The 19,047-nt window shown below is 61.4% G+C and carries 18 protein-coding genes; 12 read left to right on the top strand and 6 right to left on the bottom strand.

Features of this window, described 5'->3' with window-relative positions:
- Positions 1-145: 145 nt before the first annotated feature.
- Positions 146-439, bottom strand: coding sequence for a hypothetical protein (locus ACYAS9_RS17260; RefSeq protein ID WP_463569485.1), 294 nt, complete (start codon positions 437-439; stop codon positions 146-148).
- Between the two features lie 86 nt (positions 440-525).
- Between ACYAS9_RS17260 and pbpC the strand changes: the two genes are divergently transcribed.
- The gene (pbpC, locus tag ACYAS9_RS17255) at positions 526-2,862 is read left to right on the top strand and encodes a peptidoglycan glycosyltransferase PbpC (RefSeq protein WP_463569484.1); all 2,337 of its coding nucleotides are present in this window, start codon (positions 526-528) and stop codon (positions 2,860-2,862) included.
- A 15-nt stretch (positions 2,863-2,877) separates the two neighbouring features.
- Here pbpC and ACYAS9_RS17250 read toward each other — a convergent pair whose 3' ends face one another.
- Together ACYAS9_RS17250 and ACYAS9_RS17245 are read right to left on the bottom strand one after the other, a co-directional pair.
- Positions 2,878-3,288, bottom strand: a complete 411-nt coding sequence (locus ACYAS9_RS17250; RefSeq protein WP_463569483.1) for a response regulator — start codon at positions 3,286-3,288, stop codon at positions 2,878-2,880.
- Positions 3,289-3,352: 64 nt separating this feature from the next.
- Positions 3,353-3,550 carry a Flp family type IVb pilin gene (locus ACYAS9_RS17245; RefSeq protein WP_463569482.1) on the bottom strand — a complete coding sequence of 66 codons (198 nt, stop codon included), beginning with the start codon at positions 3,548-3,550 and terminating at the stop codon, positions 3,353-3,355.
- A gap of 322 nt (positions 3,551-3,872) precedes the next feature.
- Between ACYAS9_RS17245 and cpaB the strand changes: the two genes are divergently transcribed.
- The 9 genes from cpaB (at position 3,873) to ACYAS9_RS17200 (ending at position 12,179) form a co-directional block, all read left to right on the top strand.
- Entirely contained in the window at positions 3,873-4,811 is a 939-nt protein-coding gene (cpaB, locus tag ACYAS9_RS17240; RefSeq protein ID WP_463569481.1) for a Flp pilus assembly protein CpaB, read from the top strand.
- A 21-nt stretch (positions 4,812-4,832) separates the two neighbouring features.
- A complete protein-coding gene (locus tag ACYAS9_RS17235; RefSeq protein ID WP_463569480.1) occupies positions 4,833-6,107 on the top strand; it encodes a type II and III secretion system protein family protein in 1,275 nt (424 codons plus the stop codon).
- On the top strand, positions 6,104-7,294 hold the full coding sequence (locus tag ACYAS9_RS17230; protein ID WP_463569479.1) for a pilus assembly protein: 1,191 nt from the start codon (positions 6,104-6,106) through the stop codon (positions 7,292-7,294). The genes ACYAS9_RS17235 and ACYAS9_RS17230 overlap by 4 nt, the downstream gene beginning before the upstream one ends.
- Complete coding sequence (locus ACYAS9_RS17225; RefSeq protein ID WP_463569478.1) at positions 7,294-8,550, top strand: CpaF family protein; 1,257 nt, start codon at positions 7,294-7,296, stop codon at positions 8,548-8,550. The genes ACYAS9_RS17230 and ACYAS9_RS17225 overlap by 1 nt, the downstream gene beginning before the upstream one ends.
- 21 nt (positions 8,551-8,571) lie before the next feature.
- Positions 8,572-9,456 carry a type II secretion system F family protein gene (locus ACYAS9_RS17220; protein ID WP_463569477.1) on the top strand — a complete coding sequence of 295 codons (885 nt, stop codon included), beginning with the start codon at positions 8,572-8,574 and terminating at the stop codon, positions 9,454-9,456.
- A gap of 1 nt (position 9,457) precedes the next feature.
- On the top strand, positions 9,458-10,354 hold the full coding sequence (locus tag ACYAS9_RS17215) for a type II secretion system F family protein (protein ID WP_463569476.1): 897 nt from the start codon (positions 9,458-9,460) through the stop codon (positions 10,352-10,354).
- Between the two features lie 31 nt (positions 10,355-10,385).
- Positions 10,386-11,126, top strand: coding sequence for a tetratricopeptide repeat protein (locus ACYAS9_RS17210; RefSeq protein ID WP_463569475.1), 741 nt, complete (start codon positions 10,386-10,388; stop codon positions 11,124-11,126).
- Positions 11,123-11,392, top strand: a complete 270-nt coding sequence (locus ACYAS9_RS17205) for a DUF3613 domain-containing protein (protein WP_463569474.1) — start codon at positions 11,123-11,125, stop codon at positions 11,390-11,392. The genes ACYAS9_RS17210 and ACYAS9_RS17205 overlap by 4 nt, the downstream gene beginning before the upstream one ends.
- Positions 11,393-11,609: 217 nt before the next feature.
- Positions 11,610-12,179, top strand: a complete 570-nt coding sequence (locus ACYAS9_RS17200) for a hypothetical protein (RefSeq protein ID WP_463569473.1) — start codon at positions 11,610-11,612, stop codon at positions 12,177-12,179.
- Between the two features lie 12 nt (positions 12,180-12,191).
- Here the strand turns inward: ACYAS9_RS17200 and ACYAS9_RS17195 are convergent, their stop codons facing one another.
- Both ACYAS9_RS17195 and ACYAS9_RS17190 read right to left on the bottom strand, forming a co-directional pair.
- The gene (locus ACYAS9_RS17195) at positions 12,192-12,965 is read right to left on the bottom strand and encodes a response regulator (RefSeq protein WP_463569472.1); all 774 of its coding nucleotides are present in this window, start codon (positions 12,963-12,965) and stop codon (positions 12,192-12,194) included.
- 117 nt (positions 12,966-13,082) lie between these two features.
- The gene (locus tag ACYAS9_RS17190; RefSeq protein WP_463569471.1) at positions 13,083-13,553 is read right to left on the bottom strand and encodes a prepilin peptidase; all 471 of its coding nucleotides are present in this window, start codon (positions 13,551-13,553) and stop codon (positions 13,083-13,085) included.
- Between the two features lie 73 nt (positions 13,554-13,626).
- Here ACYAS9_RS17190 and ACYAS9_RS17185 point away from each other — a divergent pair, with 73 nt between their 5' ends.
- Together ACYAS9_RS17185 and ACYAS9_RS17180 are read left to right on the top strand one after the other, a co-directional pair.
- Entirely contained in the window at positions 13,627-14,085 is a 459-nt protein-coding gene (locus ACYAS9_RS17185; RefSeq protein ID WP_463569470.1) for a TadE/TadG family type IV pilus assembly protein, read from the top strand.
- Entirely contained in the window at positions 14,075-16,852 is a 2,778-nt protein-coding gene (locus ACYAS9_RS17180) for a PAS domain-containing sensor histidine kinase (RefSeq protein WP_463569469.1), read from the top strand. The genes ACYAS9_RS17185 and ACYAS9_RS17180 overlap by 11 nt, the downstream gene beginning before the upstream one ends.
- On the opposite strand, the gene ACYAS9_RS17175 is transcribed toward ACYAS9_RS17180, so the two are convergent.
- Complete coding sequence (locus ACYAS9_RS17175; RefSeq protein WP_463569468.1) at positions 16,849-18,888, bottom strand: TadG family pilus assembly protein; 2,040 nt, start codon at positions 18,886-18,888, stop codon at positions 16,849-16,851. The two genes, ACYAS9_RS17180 and ACYAS9_RS17175, sit on opposite strands and share 4 nt — an antisense overlap.
- Positions 18,889-19,047 lie beyond the last annotated feature (159 nt).

Raw genomic sequence — 19,047 nt, 5'->3', positions numbered from 1 at the left:
TTACACCCCCGTAGGAGCGCGCTTGCCCGCGACCGAGTGCGTAGCGCTCGCAAAATTGATGAAACGCCACAAATTTACGACGGCTAACGCAGCCGGTCGCGGTGGTCCGGCATTCCGGCAGAGCGCGCTCCTACAGGTCTGTGTTTTAGCTGATAATCCAGCTCAGCAACCATAACCCCAGCGCCAGCCAGATGATGCCCAGCACGATAGAGGCGCGCATGAAGGCGCGAATCGCGGCGAACAGCAGCATCAGGCCGACGATCAGGGCCAGGATGCTGACCAGTGAAGTGTCCATGCCCAGCGCACGGGACAAACCATCGACGAAGTTGCCACCGGCATGAGCCAACAGATTGAACAACCACGACAGCCCGTCGACCACAAAGCGGATCACCGACCCGATCGCCTGGCCCAGCCACTCAAAGAAGCCTTCTACTTGCATGTAATCATCCTGCCTGAAAGAGATGTCTGTTGGCTTTGGCCATCGGCCAGTCGCTGCGGTTCCCTGTGCCGGGAAGCGTATTTGTCATGAGCCTGCGTACACGCAAATGGCTGCGCGTGGCGCTGCTGATCATCATCGTGCCGCCGCTCTTGCTGTGGCTGGCCGACCGCCTGTGGCCGCTGCCGCTGCCGGCGGACGATCTGGCCCGTGTGGTGCTGGCCGAGGATGGTACGCCCTTGTGGCGCTTTGCCGATAGCGACGGCGTATGGCGCTATCCGGTGAGCCGCGAGCAGGTGTCGCCGTATTACCTGCAAGCGCTGCTGACCTACGAAGACCGCTGGTTCTACAGCCATCCGGGGGTTAATCCGCTGGCATTGGCGCGGGCCACCTGGCAGAACCTCAACGGCGCGCGCGTGGTGTCGGGCGGCAGCACGCTGTCGATGCAGGTGGCGCGCCTGCTCGACCCGCATTCGCGCACGCTGCCGGGCAAGTTGCGGCAGTTGTGGCGCACCCTGCAACTGGAATGGCACCTGTCGAAGGACCAGATTCTGGAGCTGTACCTCAACCGCGCGCCATTTGGCGGTACGTTGCAGGGCGTGGCGGCGGCCAGTTGGGCATACCTGGGCAAATCGCCGTCGCAGATGACCCGCTCCGAAGCCGCGTTGCTCGCCGTGTTGCCCCAGGCGCCCAGCCGGCTGCGCCCGGATCGTCACCCGGAGCGTGCGCAACTGGCTCGCGACAAGGTGCTGCGGCGCATGGCCGAGTTTGGCGTGTGGCCACAAGGCAGCGTCGATGAGGCCCTGCAAGAGCCCTTGCTGCTGGCGCCGCGCCAGGAGCCGACCCTGGCGCCATTACTCGCTCGGCGCCTGAACCGGCCGGGCAGTCCGCCGCTGATTCGCACCACGCTGGACGCCAGCCTGCAACGGCGTATGGAAGACCTGCTGCTGGGCTGGCGCGCGCGGCTGCCGGAGCGCACCTCGGCAGCGATCCTGATCGTCGAAGCCGAAACCATGGCGGTGCGCGCCTATGTGGGCTCGGTGGATATCAACGACACCAAGCGCTTTGGCCACGTCGATATGATCAGCGCCGTGCGCTCGCCGGGCTCGACGCTCAAGCCGTTCCTGTACGGCATGGCGATGGACGCCGGATTGATTCATTCCGAGTCGCTGTTGCAGGACGTACCGCGCCGTTATGGCGACTATCGCCCCGGCAACTTTTCCGCAGGCTTTGGCGGCGCGATCGCGGCAAGCTCTGCGCTGTCGATGTCGCTCAACCTGCCGGCCGTGCAACTGCTGGAGGTCTACGGACCCAAGCGCTTTGCCGCCGAACTGCGCAATGGTGGCCTGCCGTTGATCCTGCCGCCACTGGCCGAGCCGAACCTGGCGTTGATTCTGGGCGGTGCCGGTGCGCGCTTGCAGGACCTGGTGACCGGCTACAGCGCGCTGGCGCGGGGCGGCGTGAGCGCCGATGTACGCCTGCAACCGCAAGATGCGCTGCGTGAGCGGCGCATGCTGTCGCCGGGGGCTGCGTGGATCATTCGGCGGATCCTCAGCGGCCAGTCGCGACCGGATCTCGACCCGCACGCCGAACTGGTGCAGCGCCCGCAACTGGCCTGGAAGACCGGCACCAGTTATGGCTTTCGCGATGCATGGGCAATCGGCGTCGGCCCGCGCTTTCTGGTCGGCGTGTGGATCGGGCGGCCGGACGGCACGCCGGTGCCGGGCCAGTTCGGCCTGGCCTCGGCAGCGCCGCTGATGCTGCAGGTGCACGATGTGCTGGCCAACCGCGACAGCCAGCGCGGCATCGCCAGCCCTGTGGCGCCGGTGCCCATGAACGTTGGCGTGGCGGCGATCTGCTGGCCGCTGGGCCAGCCGCTGAACAAGCACGATCCCAATTGCCGCCGCCAGCGCTTTGCCTGGACCCTGGACGGCACCACGCCGCCGACCTTGCAGGCTGGCGATCAGCCGTTGGGTCTGGGCTTGCTGGAAAAGATCTGGGTCAATGAAGCAGGTCTGCGCGTCGATGCCGGCTGCCCCGGCGCGGTGTCGCGTGATGTCGCCTTATGGCCGGCACCGCTGGAGCCCTGGCTGGCCCGCGCCGAGCGCCGCGATGCGCGGCTGCCCGCCATCGACCCTGCATGCCCACCGCAGAACCTGAGCCTGGCCACGCCATTGAGCATTGTCGGCGTGCGCGAGGGCGATAACCTGCGCTTGCCGGCCGGCAGTCGCCAGGCCTTGAACCTCAAGTTATCGGCATTGGGTGGCAGTGGCAGACGCTGGTGGTTTATTGATGGGGTACCGGCCGCCGATACCGATAATCAGGAACACTTTAATACCAACTTGAACCGTATTGGGCACTATCAGTTGAGCGTACTTGATGAGAGCGGACAAACCGCGCAAGTGCAGTTCAATGTCAGTGATTAAAGTGGGTTTATCAACTCAGTGCCCGACCTGGAAGATCTTCGGTTCCGGGAACAGGTTATTGAGGGTTTCCAGCAACCGTACGTGATAGATCGGCTTGCGAAACAGGTCGAGCACCTGCAGGCGCAGCAGGTCGCTGACATCGTCCATGTCGGCGTGGCCTGAGGTGACGATCACCGGCAAGTGCTGGCGTGAGGTGTGTTCACGCAAGCGCTTGATCAGCTGGATGCCGCTTTCTTCGGGCATGCGCAAATCGGTAATGACCAGCGCAATGTCGGGATGGCGGGTCAACACCTGCAAGGCCTGCTTGACCGAGGACGCCGTGAAGCAGCAGAAACCCTCGCCTTCGAGCAGTTCTGCCAGCTCTTCATTGGCGTCCTCTTCGTCATCAACCAGCAGCAGTTGTTGGCGGGTGGGCTGGACTGCCATGGATACTTCCTGAGGTGGTGGCTAATGACTGGAAGGATGGCATTCAACGGCCATCCTGTCATCCTCAGGGTGTTGTCAGCTTGGTCTGGATGGTGGTGAAGATTTTGCTGATCTCTGTGCTGATAGGGGTCATGAAGCCCACGAGTATGACTGCCACCATGGCTGCCACAATCGCATATTCAATGCCTGAGGCCGCTTCTTTATTCCTGATGAGCGAAATAATAAGCGCATAGGCTTTTGCATAAAATTGGGTCAGGAACATCATCATTCTCCTTGCCTGGTTTCCAGAAGCTGCGCGCTGAGTGCGTACAGAAATCCTCTCTGTGTGGATAGCATTGTCTTCAATGTCGTGGTTAACAATCGTAATAAAGCATTAATTCGAAAGTGATACCTCAGCGACGCCTTACGAAAGTCCCTGTATTTGCAGGGGCGTACATGAAAGGAACGCTTCTGTTTAGTTTTGATAATGGCTTTTTCGAATCTGTGATCTACATTCCTATAACAAAATGGAGCATGAAGCAGTGACTCTATTGCAACGTTGACTCGTTGCATCGAGTGAGTCGGAAGGTAAAGGAAGAGTCGCCATGAGCAGTCGCGTTACCCTGATTCTGGCAGTGTTGTTTCTGATCGGGGCGGTTTTGGCCGCGTACCTGGGCTTGACCTTAAGCCACCCGCAGCCTGAAGTACCTGCGCCGATTGCCCCGATAGCGACTCCTGTGGTCGAGCAGCCTCCAGCGCCGGTGGAAGATGCCCTGCGTCAGAATGTCGTGGTACTGGCACGTGATTTACCTGCTTATACCGCGATCAAAGCGGAAGACGTGACTGTCGAGCGGCTCAAGGTTGCGCCGCCAGGTAGCTTCAGCTCCATTGATGAGGTGCTGGGCCGCAGCAGTTGGCGGACCCTCAGCGCAGGCACCTGGCTAAGTGCCGACAGCTTCGGCGTCGGCGGCAGCCTGGCGCGCATGATTCACCCCGATGAGCGTGCCATGGCCGTCCTTGTGGACGAGGTCGCCATTGCCTCCGGGCACCTTAGTCCAGGCGACTACGTGGATGTGATGCTCTATCTGCCTCAGGACGCGGATAACCCTCTGCGCTCCTCTCAAGTGGTTGTGCCTGCCTTGCGGGTCTTGAGCATTGGCGAGCTGCTCGGTCCTACCCTGGATGGCAGCCCGGCTCGGACACTCAGCAGCGACGAACGGCTCAAGCAGGAACAAGCCCGCGCTACCGCCCGCACCATGGTTCTGGCAGTGCCGGAACCGTTGCTTGCTCGTCTGATGCTGGCCACCCAAAGTGGCGTGCTGCGCCTGGCGGTTCGCAGCGCCGAAGAAAAACACCTGCAGGATTATTGGGTCGCCGATGCCGGTCGCCGCGATGTCGCACTGCGCCTGGATACAACCGGACGCAGTTTGGTGCGTTTTACCCAACTGACCTTGGCCAGCCCCGCCAGCAAAGTTGCCGTACCTGCCGCGCCCAGGCCGGTCGAGGTGATTCGTGGCAGCCAGGCCGGGCAACAGACTCCCTGATTAAAGCTAAGGATGCAGTCGATGAATGTTCGTTTCCTTTCTATCACCGTGGCGTTGACAGCCGCATGGGGGCCGTTCGCTGCTGCGGCCCCGGCAGGGTGTTCGGCGCAAGCGGTTATGCCCGCGGTGCTGGAGGTGGATCAGGGCTCGCAGCGCGATCTGCGCCCAGGCGTGGCCATCACCCGTGTGGCGGTGGGCGACCCGCGGATTGCCGATGTACAGGTCACCGGCAATCAGGGCGTGGTGCTTACCGGCGTGGCGCACGGTGCAACCAGCCTGATGGTCTGGACCGGCTGCTCGCAGGTGCCGCAACAGAGCATGGTGTTTGTACGAGGCAAAGCCACCGCCGCGATGACCGAGGCGTCGCGCCTGCCGGTGGGCGCCGATTCGTTACCTAGCCAGGTACAAACCGATATCCGTTTTGTCGAAGTCAGCCGCACCAAACTCAAGGAAGCCAGTACCTCAATCTTCGGCAAGGGCTCGAATAACTCGCTGTTTGGCTCACCAGGCACCGTATCGGGCATAGGCGTTACGCCTGGGCTGGTTCCCGCTGTACTGGGTGAAGCCTCCGGTGGCGTCGTGCCTATCCTGCCGGGTGCTTCGTACACGCCGCTCAACAACGACATGTTCAATATCGTCTGGGGCGGTGGCAGCAGCAAGGTGCTGGGCATGATCAATGCCATGGAGAACAGCGGCTTTGCCTATACCCTGGCGCGCCCCAGCCTGGTGGCCTTGAGTGGCCAGAGTGCAAGCTTTCTGGCCGGTGGCGAGTTTCCGGTGCCGGTGCCCAATGCCGAAGGCAGCGGCATTTCCATCGAGTACAAGGAGTACGGCGTGCGCCTGACCCTGACGCCTACAGTGGTCGGCCCCAACCGTATTCTGCTCAAGGTCGCTCCGGAAGTCAGCGAGCTGGATTTCACCGCCGGTATTACGATTGCGGGCACCACGGTGCCGGCCCTTAACGTACGGCGTACTGACACCAGCATTGCCCTGGCCGATGGCGAAAGTTTTGTGGTCAGTGGCCTGATCAGCTCCAGAAACAGCTCGCAGGTCGGCAAATTCCCCGGCCTGGGTGATATCCCGATTCTTGGCGCGTTCTTTCGCAACTCACAGATCAACCGTGAAGAGCGCGAGCTGTTGATGGTGGTCACCCCGCATCTGGTCCAGCCACTGGCCCGCGATGCGCAACTGCCGTCGCTGCCGGGCGAGGGGCTGCGCAACTATGACCCGAGCTTCTTGCGCATGTACTTTCTGGAAAAAGGCGACTTCGATCGGCGCAGCGGGTTATCCCAATGAGCCAGAGCCTGAGTCAGACCTTTCTGGCGATTACCCGCAACGCGGCCGATCTGGAGTGGCTGCAAGGTGCATTGGGTTCGCTGGGCCAGGTGGTCAGCGCCGGCACCGGCAGCCTTGACGACCTGCTGGCGCTGGTCGATGTGACCTTCGCCAGCGTGGTGTTCGTCGGTCTGGACCGTGAGCATCTGATGACCCAGAGCGCGCTGATCGAGGGCGCGCTTGAAGCCAAGCCGATGCTGGCGATCGTTGCCCTGGGCGACGGCATGGATAACCAGTTGGTGCTCAATGCCATGCGCGCCGGCGCCCGTGACTTTGTCGCCTACGGTTCGCGCTCCAGTGAAGTGGCAGGTCTGGTGCGGCGCTTGAGCAAGCGTCTGCCGGCGGTCACGCCCAACCTCAACATGAGCGGCCTGTCAGTGCTGTATGGCGTGCAGTGCGATGGCGACGGTGCGCTGATTTCCAGCCACCTGGCGCTGGTGGTGCAGAAGACCCTGCCGCGCACCTTGCTGCTGGACCTGGGCCTGCCGCGCGGCGACAGCCTGGCCCTGTTGGGCCTGGAGTCGACCTTCAGCTTCGGCGATGCCTTGCGCCACCTGCGCAGGCTCGATGCAACCCTGATCGACAGCGCATTTACCGTTGCGCCCAGCGGGCTGCGGATTCTGGCCTACACCGACGCCGACGATGATCTGGAGCATTCCAGCGCTGCCGAGCTGTACATGCTGCTCAGTGCGCTGCGCCAGCACTTCGAACACGTGATCATCAACCTGGTCGGCCAGCCGGACAGCGAGGCGTTGCGGACGCTGGTCAGCCACTGCGACCAACTGGTGTGGTACACCGACCAGAGCGTGCTGGAGTGCCGGCGCAACCTGGCGATTCTCAACCTGTGGCGCGACAAGGGCATGAAGCTGGGGCACGCGGTCTTGCTGGTCGACCGTTACTTGCGCGCGGTGGCGCCCAACTCCGACACCGTGGGCAAGACCTTTGCTCTGCCGGTGGTCTCGGTCTTGCCGCTCAGCCCCGAGCTGCGCCTGAATGCCAAGAATCAGGGCGTTACGTTATTCGAGCTGGCGCCGCGCGAGGCGCTGTCGGTGGGGTTGCGACAGTTGGGCGAGCACCTGTTGCGCCACAGCGGCACGGCGCAAAAAACCACTGAAAGCTGGTTCAGCCGGCTGCGGAGAAATCGCTGATGCCCGACAGACCCTTTGGCGCCTCTTCGCGCGCCCAGCACGCCGCCGACGATGCACAAGGCCTCAAACTGGTGCTGCATCGCTACATCATCGACGGCATTGAAGAAACCGGCCGCAACCTGCTCGAAGGCTCGCGCCCGGCGCTGTCCCAGTTCGTCATCGACAAGGTGGCCGAATATGTCGCCCGCCTGCGCCTGGCGATCTCGCGCTATGAGATGGAGCGCCTGGCCGAAGAGCTGGTCGATGAGCTGACCGGCTTCGGCCCGCTGGAAGTGCTGCTGCGCGATGCCAGCGTCACCGAGATTCTGGTCAACGGGCCCAGCAAGGTCTTTGTCGAACGTGACGGCGTGCTGCACCACACTGACCTGCGCTTCATCGACTCGCACCACGTCGAGCGGGTCATGCAACGGATTCTGGCGCCGATGGGCCGGCGCCTCGACGAGTCTTCGCCGATGGTCGATGCGCGCCTGCCCGACGGCAGCCGGGTCAACGCGATCATCCCGCCGATTGCGCTGGACGGGCCGTGCCTGTCGATTCGCAAGTTTCGCAAGGACATGCTCAAAAGCACCGACCTGGTGGCGATCCAGACCATCGATCAGTCGATCTTCGAGTTCTTCCAGGAGGCGGTGGGCAAGCGCTGCAACGTATTGATCAGCGGCGGTACCGGCACCGGCAAGACCACCATGCTCAACGTGCTCAGCCAGTTGATCGACAGCCATCAGCGGCTGGTGACCATCGAAGACGTCGCCGAACTGCAACTGAGCCATCCGCACGTGGTGCGCCTGGAAACCCGCCCGCCCAATGCCGAAGGCCATGGCGAGGTACGTTCCAGCGACCTGATCCGCAACGCCCTGCGGATGCGCCCGGACCGCATCATCCTTGGCGAGATCCGTGGCGTCGAAGTGCTCGACGTACTGACCGCGATGAACACCGGCCACGACGGTTCGATGAGCACCGTGCACGCCAACAATGCCCAGGACGCCTTGCTGCGCCTGGAAACCCTGGTCGGCCTGACCGGCCGGCAGATCGCCGAAAAGACCCTGCGGCAGATGATCTGCGCGGCGCTGGACGTGATCATCCAGCTGACCCGGCTGCCCGATGGCCGCCGTTGCGTCAGCGAAGTGGTGGAGGTGGTCGGCATGCGCGACGACATCTATGTGACCAACACCTTGTTCCGCCTGGACCGGCGCACCGGCTTCGGTTTTCAGCGCGAAGCCATGCATGCGGCGGGCGACAAGCTGCGGGCAATGTATTGAGCGGTACACGGAGAGGCTGGCATGAACATAGTGTTGGGGCTGGCTCTGGTCTTTATTGTGCTGCTGGGGGCCTCCTGCTACTTGTTTTACCTGAGCCTCAATCGTGGGGCCAGTGAACGGATCATGCAGCGTCTGAACCACGGCCAGGTGGCGACGAGCGTCGATAAACCTGTCTTGCAACACCTGGAGCGGGCGTTTCTACGAGCCGGGTTGGGCCGACCCACCGACCGGCTGGGACTTGCGCTGACGGTATGGGGGCTGGCGATGCTGATCGGCTATTTACTGGCCGGTGGCTTCGGACTGATTGTCGGGTTATTGGGTGTGCCCATGCTGCTGCGTCTGTATGTCTCGTGGCGCTATCGCAAGCGTGTGCGACGTATGGTGGAGCAGTTACCGCAAATGCTCGATCACTGTGTGCGCAGTCTCAAGTCCGGTCGAACCCTGGCTGATGCTGTGCTGCACGGCATCGAAGCGGCTGATCAACCGCTGCGTGACGGCATGGGGCGTATCGAGCGCAACGTGCAACTGGGGGTGAGCCTGCCGGATGCCGCGCAAGACTTCGCCGAGCTTTATGAGCGCGACGAGTTTCATATGTTTGCTTTGGGGCTGCGGGTCAACCATCGCTATGGCGGCAATGCCAGCGAGCTGATGGAAAGCCTGATCAATCTGATTCGCGAGCGCGATCAGATGTCCCGCCAATTGCGGGCGATGACGGGGGAAACGCGCTTGACGGCAGTTGTATTGGGGCTATTACCCATTTCTTTGGTGGGATATTTCATGTTCACCAACCCTGAATACCTGATGCACATGTGGAACGACGCTTCGGGGCAGCGAATGCTGCTGATTGCGTTCGGGTTGCAGGCTGCAGGTTGCCTGGCCTTGTGGCGCATGCTGCGGAGTATCTGATATGAGCATTGCATTAGTGCTGATGAGCGTTCTGATGTTTGTGATGGCAGGGCTATTGGTGCTCTCAAATCTGGCTCGTCAGCGCCGTCATCAGCGGCAGGTGGCTATGCGTCTACAAGGGCAATCCATCCATGAGAGCCGGATCGGTAGCTTGCTGCGCTTGCTGGGAGATACTCGTCTGGGACGGCGAGCGATCAGCATGGACAGTGAGACACAAGTACTGCTCAACCGTATCGGTTGGCGGCGTGCCAGCAAACGGTCCCTGTTTGCTGCTTGCCAAGTGGGAATGCCCATTGGCTTGCTGGGCGTGACCCTGCTGATCCAGGTCCTGTTTTATAAGCAGGTCGAGAATGTATTGATCGCGCCTTTTTTTGCTCTGGGGATTGGCTATCTTTTACCCAAGCGCATCCTGGCGGCCGTAGCACAGCGTCGGCAGAAGCAAGTAGTGACTGAAATCTCGACCTTTATTCCGCTACTGCGAATTTTGTTTGAGTCAGGCATGGCTGTAGAACAGGCGCTGCGTGTGCTGAGCAATGAAGGTCGCGACCTGCTGCCGGTATTGTCCGAGGAAATTCGCCTGATTCTGGTACGGGTCGATTCCGGACTGGAGTTGGGTGAAGAGCTACGCAAAACCTCCCACCTGCTGGCGGTGGATGAATTCAGCGATACGTGCGTGATCCTCAACCAGTTGATTCATCAGGGCGGCGGAGCCCTGCGCTCCCTGTTGTCGCTCAAGCAACTGATCGACGACCGGCGCCTGACCCGGCTGCAGGAGTACATCTCCAAGCTGTCGGCGAAAATGTCGGTGGTGATGATGATCTTTTTGTTCCCGGCGCTGCTGATTGTTCTGGCAGGGCCTGGTTTCACTGCCATAGGCCATGCGCTGGGAAGTAAGTGATGGCTGCACTTTTACAAGGAAAGACAAATCAATGAAAGCCGTGATCGCAGCCTGTGCGCTGTTGATGCTGGGCGGGTGTGCCACGGGCGGCCAGAGCACCTGGTTGCAGGGTCAGTCCAGCCAGGGCGACTGCCCCAAGCTGACCTCCGATCAGGAATTCACCCTGAACATGGCGCAGAACATGGCCGACGAAGGCCGCTTGCACGCAAGCCTGGCTAACCTGGAAAGCTTGCCGCCGGACCTGGGCGAGGTGCGCCTGCGCAAGGCGCGGATCTGGCGCCTGCTCGGCAGCAGCGAAGCCGAGCCTTTGTACAGCAGCCTGCTCGGCACTTGTCGCGCGGCCGAGGGCGAACACGGTCTTGGGCAACTGGCGGCGTCCCGTGGTGACTACGCCAAGGCCCAGCAGTACTTGCTGCGCGCCTCGAAGCTGGCACCCACCGACGAGAAAATCCGCAACGATCTGGGCATTGCCTACCTGAACCAGATGAAAGTTGATGAGGCGCGCTTTCAGTTCCTGACCGCGCTTGAACTCAAGCCCGGTGACACCTTGCCGGCGCAGAATCTGGTCACCCTGATGATTTATGAAAACAACTGGCAGCGTGCGGCCGAACTGACTTCCCGGACCGGCCTGACGCCGCGTCAGGTCAGCGAGGCGCAACAACGTGCCGAGCAACTGGGCAGGCAAAATAAGGCTCCGGCGCCCGTGAGCGGTATGTTCGACATACCGCCCCCCGCCAGGGTCAGTATCGCCAACAAAGGAGCCATACCATGAAACCTGTAATGTTTGCCGGGCTCCTGGTGCTCGGCTTTTGCGGCGCAGTGCGGGCTATCGAACCCGGCCCTTCGTCGCCCACCCAGGCGCAGACCGAAGCCTGGTTGCAGCTACAAGTGCGCGGCGACGCGGCGAGCAAGGTGGTGCAGACGTTGACCCCGAGCGAACGCGAACAGAGCCTGCAACGCTGGCTGGAGAGTTATAAACATCCGATTCCCGAGTTTTATGAGCAGGAGGCGGGCGGAAAGATGGGGTCGAGTAAGTAACGATCGGTGGTGTTCTTGAGGTTAGTTGTCATTCTGGTAATAGGGCCGCACTTGCATGTAGGTTTTTTTACTGGTGCTTGAAGGACATTTCTGTAAATAACCGCAACCCTCATATTCAGGCCTTGACGGGATGACGGACTGAGAGCGGACGCCTATGGTGCCGCCACAGGCAGGCTGCGCGCCTTGCCGATCTCCTCTGTTCCTTCAAGGTATGAACATGTCAGATGACCCCTATGCATCCCCGTTGCCTTCACTTTCCAAGACGCCTGCGAACAAGAGTTCTTATTACGTCGTCTCCACTACAAAGTTTGTCGTGCTGTCTATATTTCTAGGGGGACTTTATTGGGTGTATTGGTACTACCGACAATGGAAGGGCTGGCGCCAAGTGTCCGGTGTGCCGGTCATTGCCTGGTTGCGCGCACTGTTCGCGGTCTTTTTTATCTATTCGTTATTTTTGAAGATCAACGACAGTCTGTTGCAGTCAGGCAAAGTGTATGAGTGGCGCCCCAGGTTACTGGCCGTCTCGCTGATCGTAGTAATCATTGGATCGTGGGTCATTTCGTATGACATGACACTGCACGATGCCTTGATCACCTCATGCCTGGTACTGATTATGCAAATTGCCCTGATGCTGCGGGTGCAGCGGGTGATCAACTGCCTTTGCGACGATCCTCAGGGTATGAGCAACCGTCGCGTTACCTGGGCCAATGCAGTGTGTGTGGTGGCCGTGATGCTTATGTACGCCGTGGGCCTGCTGTCCTTGCTCATTCAGTTAAACGGTGTCTGATTCATACCCCCCTCAATGCGCCGTCGTCTGCCGGCGTACCGCGCCGCTCCCCAGTGCCAATGCCAGTTGCGTTCGGTTGTGCATGTGGGTCTGGCGCAGGACTTGCGAGACGTAGAGTTTGACGGTGTTTTCAGTGATGCCCAGTTCGCAGGCGATCTGATAATTGGTCTGGCCCTTGCCGACCAGGCGGGCGACGTCCATTTGCCGGGGCGACAGGTCGGCGAACAGAGCAGGTACCTCTTCGTCGCCGTCGTCCTGTTCCAGCTCTTTGACCGGCGCCTGTACGGTGCGCGTGCGGGCCTTGTCGAGGTCCTGATACAGATCGTCGATGGAAGCTGCCAGGTATTGCAGCTTTTCGTTGAGCACGCCCAGTTGTTGCATGCTGCGCTGGCGTTCCTGCAGGGCGATTTCCTGGCGCTGAATGCCTTCGAGCAGCTCTTCAAGGTCGACCGGCTTCTGGTAGTAGTCGGAGATGCCGGCACGCAGTGCGCGGATCACGTCCTTCTTGTCGGCACGCCCGGTCAGCATGATGGCTTCGAACAGGTGCTGCTTGCCGCCGATCAGCTTCATGGCCTCGACCAGCTCGATACCGTTCATGCCCGGCATGTCCAGGTCACAGAGCACCAGGCCAATGTCGGTGTCGTCACGAAATTGCTCGATAGCCTCGCGGCTATTGGTGCATTGCACGCAGATATAGCCACTGTTCTCAAGAAACTCACTGAGTTCTTCAACGATCAGCGGTTGATCGTCGACTACCAGAACCTTTACTGCCGAATACTTGATCACGCGCAACTCCCTGGCGACTTGTCCCTGATCCCTGCCGGCCCTGCAAGCCCGGCGGGGTATGCAATAAACCTAGACGCACTTCCTGACTATGTACATAGGATTGCCATGCGATTCTGACTAGTGGATGCAAACCGCTACCAATAGCAGCCCTGTGAACAACAGCGGCGAGAAGGGAAATTTTTCTGTCATGTCGGGGTTCATGGCTGCATAGCGCCGGGTAAGGCGTTGGCCTGCATGACGAAACAGCGGGCGCCTGATGACCAGCCAGATCACGCTGGCAATCCCGGCACCAATAAAGGTGCCGAGCAGGTACAGGCTGTTGCTGGCCAGCGCCAGTGCAGCCAGCAATTTGACGTCGCCGGCGCCCAGGCGGCCCATCGCATAACCTGGCAGGGTCATGGCCAGGGCCAGCAGCAGTGCCCATCCGCCCTCGGCGGCGGGGGCGCCCAGCCAGGTCTGGCCGCTGTACAACAACCACACTAATGCCGCGACAAAGGCACCGAGGGTCAGCGTATTGGAGATCTGTTTATAACGGGCATCCTGTTCGGCGCAGACGGCGAACCATACGAGTAGGAAAAGTAATTTCATTGAGTAAAAAACATCCTGTTTTTCTGAAAGAACCTATGCTCAATGCAGGAGCATTGTCAGGGTAGACGTCGACATGCGGGGCAACCAGTTATCGGGATCACGCCGCCAGAAAGGCGCCGCTGCCATCGAATTCGCAGCGGTGTTCGTGATCTTTTTTGGCGTTTTCTATGCGCTGGTCAGCTACAGCCTGCCGCTGTTGATGATGCAGTCGTTCAATGCCGCCGCCAGCGAGGCGGTGCGTCGCAGCGTGGCGTTGAGCCCAAGTATCGGCTCAGCCACTTACGCCACCCAGGTTGTCACCCAGGCCAAAACCACGGTGCTGGACCAGTTGAACTGGATGCCGCCGTCGCTGAATTTTACCGCCAGTGACATCAAAGTGACCCTCGTCAGCGGTCTGCTGACAGTCACCATCACCTACCCCAAGTCCAGGCTGACCCAAGTGCTGCCAGTGCTGACCCTGCCGTTCATCGGCGAAGTGCCGAACCTGCCCAACAACCTGTCTGCCCAAGCGAGTCTTCAACTTGTCCCTTGAAAAAAGTCGTTTGAGCCGTTGGCTGGGGCGCTCCGAGGCGCCCGCCAGCGCGCCGTCCGCCCCCTTGAGCACGGAGCCGGAAGCGATCGGCGCCGACCTGTACCTGCTGCTCGACGAGGAGGGACGCCTGCAAAGCCTTAGTGCGCTGCTGCTCAGCCGCCTGGGTCTGAGCAGCGGCAGCGTGGCCAATCAGCGCCTGATGAGCCTGTTATTACCCAACAGCGCGCTGGTGATCGAAGGTGTGCCGCACGATTGGATCGGGCACATGCTCGACCTCGACTTTCGCAGCAGCGACGGCCATACCCTGCACGCCCGGGGCTGGGTGCAGCATCACGGCAAGGGCTGGCTGCTGCAGTTGCTCGACATCAGCGACCTGATGGAGGAGGCCAGTGCCGCCCGCACCCGCCAGCAGTGCCTGCGCTTTGCCGGGACCATGGCCGAGAAGATCCGCGTGTGCAGTGTCGAGCGGCTGGCTGCGGTGGTCACCGAGCAGCTTCAGGAACTGGCGCAAATGTGGCGCATTCCGTGTGTGGCGCTGGCCTTGCCCGAAGCCAGTGGCGTTGGCTGGCGGGTCTATAGCCAGTACAGCGCGCACACCGCGCCGGAGCTGTGGCAGGTCGGCCAGCGGCTGGGTACCGAGTTCGACCGGCTGGATGTCAATGCGGCGCACGCATTGCACTTTGCCGGGCAAAGCGAGTTGTCGCCCTTGCAGGGCATGTTTGGCAACGCCGATGGTTTTCTGCTGGCGCACAGCCGCGACAGTGTGGCCCGCGCCTGGCTGATGTTCGGCTTCTACGATGCACAGCAGCAAGCGCCGGACCTGGGCGAGCGCGAATGGCTGAACCTGTGCTCGGCGCTGGCGGGGCCGGTGCTGTTTCGTTTGTCCGAGCAGCATAACCGTCATCATGTCGAGCGCCTGGCGGTGTTGCAGGATCTGCTGGGCACCGGCTGGTGGGAGTTGTTGCCGGCCAGCGACGAGATTCTCATGGCGCCGCAACTGGCGCGCAGCCTGCGCCTGAGCGACCGCGTCGAGCGTTTGTCGCGCCAGGACTGGCTGGCACTCATTCACCCCGCCGACCGCCAGGAGCTGTCCAGTCGCCTGGTGCAACTGCGCGACAAGGGCACGCCGATGCTGCTGTGCGTGCGCCTGGCGCAGATCGATGCCGCGCAGGAAACCGTCTGGCTGCGTATCCAGGGCCAGGCGCTGATCAGCGGTCAGGTCCAGCGGGTGTTGGGTTTTATGCTTGATGTCAGCGATATCAAGAACCAGGAAACCGAGGCTGCTGCAGCGCACGCCCGGCTGGGCAACCTGATCGCCAGCTCACCGGCGGTGATCTATGTGCAGCGCTACGATCAGGGCAACCTGGAGCCGACGTTTTTCAGTGACAGCCTGACCCCGTTGCTGGGCTGGACCCTGGCTGACTGCGTCGACGGCAAGCTGGCCGACTATATTCACCCCGAGGACCACGACATCTGGTTCGAGCGTAATCGCCAGTTGCTGCGCGAAGGCCTGGTCAGCCGGCGTTACCGGTTGCGCGACAAGGACGGCCGTTATCACTGGTTGCTGGACGAAGCGCGGCTGCTGCGCGATGACCTGGGCATGCCGGTCGAGGCGGTCGGCCTGTGGCTGGATGTCACCGATGCGACCCTGGCGGCCGAGCGGGTGCGTGAAAGCGAGGAGCGCTACCGGATTCTGGTCGAGGACTCGCCGGCGATGATCTGCCGCTATACCCCGGACCTGGCACTGATATTCGGTAACCGCCCGCTGGCCACTTATCTTGAGTGCGACCCGCAACAACTGCCCGGCATCAATCTGGGCGACTGGTTCAGCGCCGAGCAACGCGCCGACTTTGTTCGCCGTATTGCCCAGCTGACGCCCGAATCGCCGATGAGCACCGCCGAAGTGTGCCTGGAACTGCCGGGCCGCGAGCATGCCTGGTGGGTGTGGGCCGACCGCGGCGTGTTCGACGCGGACGGCACGCTGGTCGAAGTCCAGGCCGTGGGGCGCGACAACACCGATGTGCGCCGCTCGCGCATGCAGCTCAATCAAAGCGCGAAAATGGCCACGCTGGGCGAAATGGCCACCGGCCTGGCGCATGAGATCAACCAGCCACTGAACGTGATGCGCATGGCAGTGATCAACGTGCTCAAGCGTCTGGAGCGCGGCAATGTCGATGTTGAATACATCACCGAAAAGCTCAACCGCATCGACGGCCAGGTACAGCGCGCTGCGCGCGTGGTCGACCATATGCGTGTGTTTGGCCGGCGCTCGGAAATCCAGGAGCAGGTGTTCGACCTTAACGACGCCATCGAGGGCACCCTGGCCATGCTCAACGAGGGCATGAAAGGCAAGGGCGTGCAGGTGGACGTCAGCGAACGCGGCGCGCCGGTGCAGGTGCGCGGGCATGGCGATCAACTGGAGCAGGTACTGATCAACCTGATGGTCAACGCCCGCGACGCGATGCTCTCGCGCAAGGAAACCCATACCGAACTTCAGCCCTGCATCAGCGTGCAGGTGCACCAGGAGCAAGACACGGTGTCGATCACCGTGCAGGACAATGGCGGCGGGATTGATCCACGGCTGATGGAGCGCATCTTCGAGCCGTTCTTCACCACCAAGCCGGTCGGCGTCGGCACCGGGCTGGGGCTGTCGGTGAGCTACGGGATCATCGAGCAAATGAACGGCAAGCTGAGCGTCAGCAACGTGGGCGAGGGCGCCCAGTTCAAAATCACCTTGCCGGTGTTCAAGGATGCGCAGCCTGGCTAGATCACCAGCGTGGCCTGGCCAATATTGCAACTGAGGTTGGCGCCGACATCGGCGGGGTTGAGGGTCAGGCCCAGGCTATTCAGCAGCGGGTCGACCAGTGAGGTCAGTAACGGCCTGACGACTTTGCCGATGATCTCCGTGTTGACCAGTGCGAGCACCTGATTGAACAAGCTGCCGGTAGCGCTGATCAGGTTGCCCAATACGTTATTGACGATGGGCTTATAGACTTGCACCTGGACCCCGGAAACGACGCCGTCGAGCACGGTGCTGGGCAGCACCGACGCTACATTGGTGAGGTAATAGGGCGGCAGGCCGATTTCCGGAAGGTTGGGTGAGGTGAAGGTGCTGTTGGTGCTGGCGGCCGTGCCGACAATGGCATTGTTCAGCGTGCCGAAACTGAGCCCCAGGCCACCGCCGACGTAGGGCGTGCGTCCTGGTAAGCAGGTGCCCAGCAAGCCCAGCAGGATGCTGCACTTTTTGGTACCAATATCGACGATCGGCAGTGGCAGGGCGACGACTGCCGCCGGATCGGTGCTGGCCGGAAAGGCTGCCGCGCTGTCGATCATTCCCAGTCGAGCACTGAGCAGCGTGGCGGTGGTGCGTACGCTCAGGGATTTGTTGGTGTTACTGGTGCAGGTATAACCGGTCACGTAGCTCTCGGCAGCAGCCAGTGACAGGCTCAGGTCTATACGAGGTCCGGAGCTGCCCGAGGTCAGGAACCTTGGATCGGTTACCGTGCATGGGGCGGCCAGCAAGCAGGTCAAACCGCCGACCAGATTGGCAAGGTTCAGGTTCAGGGCGCTGTTGAGAACGGGTGTCAGGTTGCCAAGCAGTTGGGTCACCGCCGAAACCGGCGGCCCGTTCAGCAGCGTATCCAGAATCGGCAGGTTGATCGAGACCAGCGCCCGGGTTTGCGCGGTGCGCACATAAATGCGGTTCGGGTCATTGAGCACCGGAACGCTCGGGTTGATCTTGCTCGGGTCACCGATGGCCGATAACTGTGGTGGTTCGATCACCTGAATCCGGGTGGTGATCACCGCCAGCGGGGCCAGGTTGATCTGCGCGGACGTGGCGATGCCGTTCTTCTTGTTCGCCACCTGAGCCAGGGTTTGCAGCAAATCGACCAAGCGCAGATTGGTGGTCAGCCCGGCAATGTCGGTGCCGCTCTGGACCTTGATCAGGTCGCCCAGAGTGACGGTGGCGCTGCCGATCGAGGCTTGCAGCGCTTGCAGGCCCAGCACAGTGGCGGCGGTGTTTACGGTGCTGTTGGTTTGCAGCAGATTAATGGTGCTCTGGATCAACTGGTTGACCGTGACGTTGGAAGACAGCAACTGGTTGTAATCCACCGCTGTCAGGTTGAGGTCGAGCTTGAGCCGGTCCAGATAATTGAGCAGGTTCAGATTGGTGTTGATCAAGCCGTCCCAACTGGCCGCGCTCAGGTTGAGACTGCCGCCGAGCAGGTTGCTGAAGATCAGGTTCAGCAGCGGCGACTGGGCGCTGGTGATATCTGCCGCAACGCTACGGATGCTCAATTGCGCCAGTGGCGGGGCCGCTGCCGCCACCGCCGTAGCACTCAAGGTGATCGTGGCCGACGGCGAGCTACCGCTGAACAGTGACGCGATACCTGCGGCGATGCTGCGCTGCACAGGGTGCGAAACCACGACCTGAACGGCCTGGGTGCTGGTCGAGTTACTGATGAAGGTGCGTCGGTTATCGGCGGCATTCACGCTCAGGGTGCCGCACGAGGTGGTGATGACGCGCCCGTCGGTGTCAGGGGTAAAACCGTTGCGGGTCGCGCTTCGACTGGCAAACTGAGCCGCTGTGTTGCCGGTCGAGCAGTTGCCCTTGAGGGTGGCGGCCTCCAGCGCCGACATGTCGGCCACACGTTGCAACGAACGCTTTTCCAGGTACAGCCGCCCGCTGTCGATCACCGTGACCATGAACAGCATGGCCAGGCCCAGGGTCAAGGCTGCCATCAAACCGATTGCGCCCCGCTGCCTGGCGGGTGACGCAACTGCACGATTCAGGGGAGACATCCGGCACTCCTTTGGCTCACTCACCTGTATGTCGTGGAGTGTAGTAAAGGCGCCAGGCACTCGCTGGCCACGGGCCATTCAATTGGATGGGTGGTCATGGGTTTACCAATCGGGCCGCAACCGCTATAAAAGACGCTCAGGCGCAACATGTGGTTGTGC

Source organism: Pseudomonas sp. HP_08 (assembly GCF_055284095.1).
This window is presented reverse-complemented; position numbering and strand designations above follow the sequence as displayed.